Below are 6,861 nucleotides of genomic sequence, written 5' to 3'. Positions count from 1 at the left end.
AGCAGTTCCTCAGTTTGTATATCAGGAGACACCAACGAGAAATCCTTGAGATGCACCACACTCAACTTCCATGCTTGGGAACAATGCTTAATTTACATGATTTTTAGCCTTAACTGAACCGTATTGATTTATAGGGAACTGCTTGGGCTATTTGAATTACTTATGAAGCAAGACCTGACATCCACTAATCCTTTCCGATTTATTGACGAAATCCTTGCCCAGCAGTCAGTTAATCTGTTATCACTTAATCCCCAAAAGACTTTAATTACCAGCTTTGCAGAACTGGGATATTTGAGTGCGGAAAAAAATATAGATACTCAACTGCTCATAACTATTCAAAGCACTTTGGAAGATATAGTTCATGCTCAGCTGCAAAGCTTCCCAGAAAATATTTTCTGGGATTTTGATTTTATGGTAAGTAGTATGCTCAGGCAGGCTTTAGTAGCAGACGAAGGTGCTGTTATGTTTTTAACATATTTTGGGAAAAAGATGGTGTCTTTAACGGATATGTTCGGAATTAAAACAGACATCCGCTTCCGCTACGTTCATGATTTTATGTATGGATTTGAGTGGGCAAGATGGGTACAAAAAGATCCACAAACTCGTGCATACATAGAGCCTTTTAGTCTAGTTTTTTTAGATTATTTGCTTGCTAAAGGTAAGGAACTTTTGCAACGCATCAATTACGGTCAGGTCATATCCTATAAACTGTGTGATACAGGCTACCGTAATCCTTTTAGTTTCTCCCGTGAACCGGAGGATGAATACCGTCTACTAACTAATCTTGCTAGGGAAAAACTCATCCCAGTGACAACGTGGAACTGGAATGCTCACCCTGTTTGGAATAAACCTTTCCAGGAAAAGCGCCAGCAGCTAGCATTAAAATTGAATATTCAACCACAAAGACACTAAAATTCAAATTAAAAATTGTAAAATATATCAGTGGCAAGGATTCTGGCTTTACCCAAAATAATTGCCTAAAAAATAATTATGAAAATTGCTGAGTTAATTTCTTGGTTTGAAGAATGGGCAAATCCCGCTTGGTGTGAAAGCTGGGACAATTGTGGCTGGCAGATTGAACCTGGAATATTAGAAGAAAGAGCACGGGTATTGGTATGCTTGACACCAACTTTGGCGGTAATGCAGGAAGCGATCGCCTTTGATGCTAATCTAATTTTTGCCCATCATCCCTTAATTTTTAATCCTCTCAAGTCCTTACGTACTGGTGAAGCGATCGCAGAAATGGTACGGTTAGCTTTTACCCACAATATTGGTATTTACAGCGCCCACACAAATTTTGACCAAGTACAGGATGGTACTGCTGATGTGTTGGCTCAAATTTTAGAGCTTAAGGAAGTCACTCCCATAGCACCTACGCAAGCAGGATTAGGATATGGGCGTGTTGGTATGCTAGCGCCATTTTTGACATTACAGGAGTTACTCGAAGTAATTCAACGGCGACTTACCCCCCCTAATTTGATTTTTTCCCCAACCGCTGATTTACAACAAACTATTACACGAATTGCCGTTTTGGGTGGTTCAGGAGCCAGTTTCATCTCAGCGGTAGTCCAAACTGGTGCTCAAGCTTATCTGACTTCGGACTGTAAGTTTCATCAGTTTCAAGAAAGCCGCGATCGCAGTTTGATTTTGATTGACGCCGGACATTACGCTACTGAACGCCCCGCTTGCGATCGCTTAGTGCAAAAATTCAGATTCTTAAACTTAGACTGGGTACAATTGAGTCACCAGGATGAGGATTTCCGCCAGTTTTTTGCTTGATTCCGTTTAGTCAAGGTTTCGTTATATACTTTTATGTTTTCCGGCCACGTACACTCATTATTTTATTTCTTAAACTTTTTTATACATTAAGTATGAGTTCATCTTACTGGATCTGTGCTATACAATACTATTGATTAAGTGTATTTTTGAGGTTAATGCTATAAAATTATGTATGCGGAATATACGGTCTATAATAATATAGACAAATACTTGATCAATGACTCTCAGACCGTACCCTGCGATTGATATCACTATAACTATGTAACTATAATCACCGTGGGTAGCTGTATTATATCAATTAGCAACAGAGAAAAATGTTCGACACTGGAGGTAACAAATTGCTCACACTGCCCCAATCAAGATGATTCGCACACTCGTTGAATCTGCTTTTCAAACTGGATATCTTAGTGTCGAATCTGAGGGTCTACTCCATCAAGTTCTGGCTAATAAATGCTATCAATCAGAGGATTTACCAGCTATTGCGTCTCTATACGATGCAGTTCGCGCAGGTGAAATTAAGCGAGAAGCATCCTCTAATTTACTCATGAAATTTCCCATAACGCACAAATCTTACTGATACTCCAACAATAGGTGACTCTGGTACTGTATTGTTGATTGGAGGTGGAGGTGTAACATCAGGCAACAACCTTAATCTCAAAACTCTTCGGGTGTTGTTGTTTAAAACCGTTCAGGTCAGCAAGAGAATGAGTTAAGATCAAATACATGGGGGTAAAAGTAAACCCGAGTCCCCGGACTTCCTAGCAATGCCAATGATTACAATTAGGCAACTCGAACAACCGCAATCAATGCTAGTTTTGGAGTATTTATTATTACATAATGGTAGTAAAGACTCACCAGCAAGTATTAACTTGGGTAAGATAACTCCTGAATCGTTGAACTTCTATAGAAGTAAACGTTCCCTAGAATGACCCTAAAAGAGCTTGAATTCAACTGGTGCAACAACATTGGTTTATGCTCCAAGATCTCCTTAGACTTGGTAACTATAAACAAGTATTAGGATTAGGTGATGAAACACACTTGTTGTCAACCGTAAAATTCACCTCTTAAGAGTGTAATCTACATGGGGTAAAACCCAAATTTTGACAGGTTTAACTACGTTGTTTAAAAAGGCAGAAGCAGTACATGCTACACCGCAAGATTTATCAACTGTGTTGCGACGGGCGGGAGGTATGTGTTTTCTTGCGGGACCAGCAACGCTGGATTGAACGCGCCCGCATCCTCGACATAGAGGGGGACTTAGTGACTCTACGTTACGAAACAGAAGAAGAGGACGAAACCTGTTCTTGGGAGGAGATGGTTCGTCTCGAAAGCATTGGCGCTGTAACACAAAAATTAGCTTCAGTGCCACGCGGTAATGTAGAACCTCTCCTAACAGAGGATTGTCCAGAAGCTGAACGCATCCGCAACCGATACACTGACTCAAATCCAGAATAAATAATCATTGGTCATTAGTCCTTTGTCATTTTTGACTAAGTGACTAATGACTATTGACTATCATTTAAACCTTCAAAAGCTGGACAGTAGCCTTCAAGAGTTACCTTGAAGTTATACAATGGAGAAGCAGGGTTCCAACACCGCTGTCCTCTTTGGTGTCGGCAAGTACCGCAGCAGTCTACTTCAGACCATATAAAGCGATCGCTATTTTGATTGAGCAATTCCCGTTGAGATAATCCCCGCAACAATAGTTCTTCCCCTTGCCACCGGGCTTCAATTAAACCAGTATCCGCAAACTGTTGCCAGCGCGGATCAGCTGTAATTGCTTCGGGTAAAGTAATTGTGATTACTGTTCCCAATTCAGTTAGTTCGCCTTCATAATTAGTCTCTGGCGCTGCCGGTTGTAAAAATGTATCGCCAATGAGTAGTTCGACTAAAGTGCCAGCAGCAGGAGAATGTACGTGGTAACGGTTTTGCAACTCCTCTAAGCTAGTCAGATCTGCTAAGTAAGCAGGGGAACCGTGAACAAATATGACATGCTGGGGTCGCAAATTATGAATTAGCTGGGTAGTACCAGGCCCATCACTATGCTGAGCCAAAAGATAGGTTTCAATAGTTGTGGGTGCGAAATATTGTTTGTTAACTTTTATATCAATTTTTTCTGGCAGCAGGATTAGCCAAGGCCCAGTATCGGGTTTGCAGTGCTGACTTAAATCAGCGGTAGAGTCGGTGAGGACAATACAGGGAGATTTGCCCACGTTAGTACGATGTTCTGGCTGTAAGCGACGTACGCGAGGGCGTACGCGCTCATCCCAAAATAAAGGTTGATGGCGAGCGAAATTCTGTACTGATGCAGGAAGGTGAGGTAGAAGTTCCAGGTACGCATCGCATCCAGTGGCGACAGCACCATCTACCCAAATATCTAAATCACGCCCTGTGAAGTTGTGATGAGAGCGCAAAAGCATCAACAGTTCTTGCCCCAGTCCTAAAGCAGGTGTGGGAAGTAGTACAGAATAATGATCGGCGATCGCGCGATTAATTCGCTCTGCTAGTTGATTTTCTTGGTTACGGCGGTGAGGATGACGGGACGTGCCATAACTACCTTCAATGATCAGCACATCCAAGTCTAATCCCCGCAGTTCCTCTAAACGTAAACCTTCTACCAGCCGAGAGTTGGACAAGAAAAAGTCTCCTGTATACAGTAGTCTGTAAGAGCGCTGCTGGGTAGTATAGGTGAGCATAATTGCTACTGCTCCTGGAAGATGCCCTGCGGGAAATAATTCTGCCACCAAACCATCTTGAAATTCCACAGGCGATCGCAAAGGCAATGCTTGACAAAACTGAGAAGTTTCCTGGGTAGCTTGCTCTTGCCAATTCAGTGGTAGTAATTTGCTGGTTACCTCGCTAGCATAGATGGGTAATACCGGAAAAGCTTTATGCAGCGCTAGTAAACCTCTAGCGTGATCTGGGTGAGCGTGACTGATCAATACTAAATCTGCTGGTAGGGGTGAACTACCCCGACGCTCGGACTTGGTTAGCCCCTTTGCCAGTGATGAAATATCTCCCAAACCACAGTCTAACAAGATGCGGTGTGGGCCCATCTTGATCAACAGACATATACCCTCATCGTTATGCTGGACGCTGTAAGGCAAACATTCTAATTCACTACCAGCTTCTCCAGCATCAACGCGAGAGGATGCCGACAGATTATCCCTCATGCTCTCCTCCCCTTAAACCTCATCGTCATGAACATGTCACAAAAGCCAAGAACTACAGGGATTTTGGTTTTGTGATCTAGAGTAAGTTTCGTAGTGCGTACCTAGAATCTTGAAAATGTGAATTTTTGATTGGGGAGGACGTCTCTACCGAACCCGCACTGGTTCGGAAAAGTTGGTTGACGAAAATCTCTCAAACTAGTTGCTCAGGGATTTTGCCGCTTGCCTGTTTTCACTTTTAAAGTTCTGAGTGCCCAGAGAGATCTGACTCACCCTTACGGGAAGCATCTCCCGAAGTTCTGATGTCTTACGACAAAATTTTCGGGGAACGCGATCGCTGAGTCGGGCTAATCTTCCCCTAGTTCAGATGTCTGGCGACAAGACACAGCACGCTTACGGCCCAAGCCGCCGCTCAGACTCCTGTTGACTACGCTCGCTGCTTCACCCCTTTCCAAACGTCTACGTCCCCAGCAAACACTCAGACTTCTCTTTGCGTCTGTAGGCTTTTCTCAATGTGCAGAGCCATTGCCGTGATAGTTGTCTGAATCATAAAATCCGTTTTTCGTACCAAAAAACAAGCACGAAATTGTAAATATAACTGTTAATCCAGCTAAAATCAGTTTTACATCCATTTGTTTGCTGCCCTTTACTCAAGACTTTCCTATATTAATTTAGTGCTTCTGTAACATTGCAGAATCACTAGGAAATCTTTACTATGCTTAGGTTGATTGGGCAATAGGTAAATTTACCACAATCAGTCAGATTGTAGAACCTTTCGGTTAACCTGTCCATCCATCCAGATAATACTTGCTTGACGATTAGTTCCTAATGCGATCGCTTTAGCTGCAACACTTTAAATAGTTGACGCACTCAAGGAACTAAAGACGAATTATCACATTTTGTGTGACTCTCATCCCGCCAAAGCCAAATAAGTTGAGTGTCACTGCTGTCGCTGATTACGCGTTAAAACACAATTTCCTCGCCTCTTGAAGTAAAGCGAACTTCCTTAATCTTCCATTGAGCATTACTCGTTAGGGTTTTGCGGAGACTGCCAAACAAAGCAAACTGTTCACAACTAGAAAGAGAGGTTATTTGCCGCTTTGACTCAGGAGATATTCGTAAATCAACTGTGGCAATACCATTGTTAACGTTGACACGATATCCAGACAAACTAAAGTCGCTTGTATCTCGTTTCTCTATAATTCTACTTACTGCATTGGTCACAGGTTCTTCAGCAGATACCGAAATTTTCTGTGGAATTAACTCTTGACATTGAACATCACTTGTGTACAGGGTGACATTGGTAGTTTTGTTAGCCGCAGCTTGAGAAGTTAAAGAAGGTTTATCCCTCAAAAGTTTTTTATTGGGAGATTTATCTCTCAACTGGGCTACGCTTGGAGTTGGAGAAATCGCGCTGTTTGGTGTTGTAACTGGTGCTGGTGATGATGTAATGCTTGGTGTTGTAACTGGTGCTGGTGTTTCGCTGTCAATGTTACGAGCAATAGGGCTAGAATTACAGCTACTGAGGTTAGCTGCGATCGCCACAACAATAAAGGGTAAAAAATATTTTTTGCTGGTGTTAATAATTTTACTCATAATCTTTTGCTGCTACGTTTTCTATCAACTTCAGTGTTGATAGTATCAATTCCGCATAGATTTGCGAATTTTGAGTATACGAAGCTTCGATCCCGAAACCTGCTTGCTAAGCTTGGCTTTCTTACTTTATATTGGCTATTTTCAAAACTAATTCAACCATAGACTAAGAATCTGTGGCTACATTGAAATACTGGAGTTTAGACTAAATCGGTGATGTTCAAGAAAAAAAGGGAGTCTGATTGAATACAGACCCCCTTTTGGCAGAACCTGAGAGAAATACTACTAACTCTCATTCGCCAATATGAAACGTGCCAGA

At 42.1% G+C, this 6,861-nt stretch carries 7 protein-coding genes; 5 read left to right on the top strand and 2 right to left on the bottom strand.

Features of this window, described 5'->3' with window-relative positions; translation table 11 throughout:
- Positions 1-162: 162 nt before the first annotated feature.
- From IQ246_RS28180 to IQ246_RS28160, 5 genes are all read left to right on the top strand, one after another.
- On the top strand, positions 163-912 hold the full coding sequence (locus tag IQ246_RS28180) for a hypothetical protein (RefSeq protein WP_194006589.1): 750 nt from the start codon (positions 163-165) through the stop codon (positions 910-912).
- A gap of 78 nt (positions 913-990) precedes the next feature.
- A complete protein-coding gene (locus IQ246_RS28175; RefSeq protein ID WP_194006588.1) occupies positions 991-1,779 on the top strand; it encodes a Nif3-like dinuclear metal center hexameric protein in 789 nt (262 codons plus the stop codon).
- 361 nt (positions 1,780-2,140) lie between these two features.
- Complete coding sequence (locus tag IQ246_RS28170; RefSeq protein ID WP_194006587.1) at positions 2,141-2,356, top strand: hypothetical protein; 216 nt, start codon at positions 2,141-2,143, stop codon at positions 2,354-2,356.
- 187 nt (positions 2,357-2,543) lie between these two features.
- Entirely contained in the window at positions 2,544-2,708 is a 165-nt protein-coding gene (locus IQ246_RS28165) for a hypothetical protein (RefSeq protein ID WP_194006586.1), read from the top strand.
- A gap of 214 nt (positions 2,709-2,922) precedes the next feature.
- Positions 2,923-3,234, top strand: a complete 312-nt coding sequence (locus tag IQ246_RS28160) for a DUF6679 family protein (RefSeq protein WP_162397257.1) — start codon at positions 2,923-2,925, stop codon at positions 3,232-3,234.
- A gap of 50 nt (positions 3,235-3,284) precedes the next feature.
- On the opposite strand, the gene IQ246_RS28155 is transcribed toward IQ246_RS28160, so the two are convergent.
- Together IQ246_RS28155 and IQ246_RS28150 are read right to left on the bottom strand one after the other, a co-directional pair.
- A complete protein-coding gene (locus IQ246_RS28155) occupies positions 3,285-4,952 on the bottom strand; it encodes an MBL fold metallo-hydrolase (protein WP_194006585.1) in 1,668 nt (555 codons plus the stop codon).
- Positions 4,953-5,912: 960 nt separating this feature from the next.
- On the bottom strand, positions 5,913-6,545 hold the full coding sequence (locus tag IQ246_RS28150; protein ID WP_194006584.1) for a GerMN domain-containing protein: 633 nt from the start codon (positions 6,543-6,545) through the stop codon (positions 5,913-5,915).
- Positions 6,546-6,861 lie beyond the last annotated feature (316 nt).

Source organism: aff. Roholtiella sp. LEGE 12411 (assembly GCF_015206995.1).
Classification (GTDB): domain Bacteria; phylum Cyanobacteriota; class Cyanobacteriia; order Cyanobacteriales; family Nostocaceae; genus Komarekiella.
The sequence above is the reverse complement of the archived record's forward strand: the minus strand, read 5'-3'. Positions and strand labels throughout refer to the sequence as shown.

What these genes read in the sequence shown, in the direction of transcription:
- IQ246_RS28165 (WP_194006586.1), top strand. Translation starts at nt 2,544, where the DNA reads ATGCCAATGATTACAATTAGGCAACTCGAACAACCGCAATCAATGCTA.
- IQ246_RS28175 (WP_194006588.1), top strand. Translation starts at nt 991, where the DNA reads ATGAAAATTGCTGAGTTAATTTCTTGGTTTGAAGAATGGGCAAATCCC.
- IQ246_RS28155 (WP_194006585.1), bottom strand. Translation starts at nt 4,952, where the DNA reads ATGAGGGATAATCTGTCGGCATCCTCTCGCGTTGATGCTGGAGAAGCT.
- IQ246_RS28150 (WP_194006584.1), bottom strand. Translation starts at nt 6,545, where the DNA reads ATGAGTAAAATTATTAACACCAGCAAAAAATATTTTTTACCCTTTATT.
- IQ246_RS28160 (WP_162397257.1), top strand. Translation starts at nt 2,923, where the DNA reads ATGCTACACCGCAAGATTTATCAACTGTGTTGCGACGGGCGGGAGGTA.
- IQ246_RS28180 (WP_194006589.1), top strand. Translation starts at nt 163, where the DNA reads ATGAAGCAAGACCTGACATCCACTAATCCTTTCCGATTTATTGACGAA.
- IQ246_RS28170 (WP_194006587.1), top strand. Translation starts at nt 2,141, where the DNA reads ATGATTCGCACACTCGTTGAATCTGCTTTTCAAACTGGATATCTTAGT.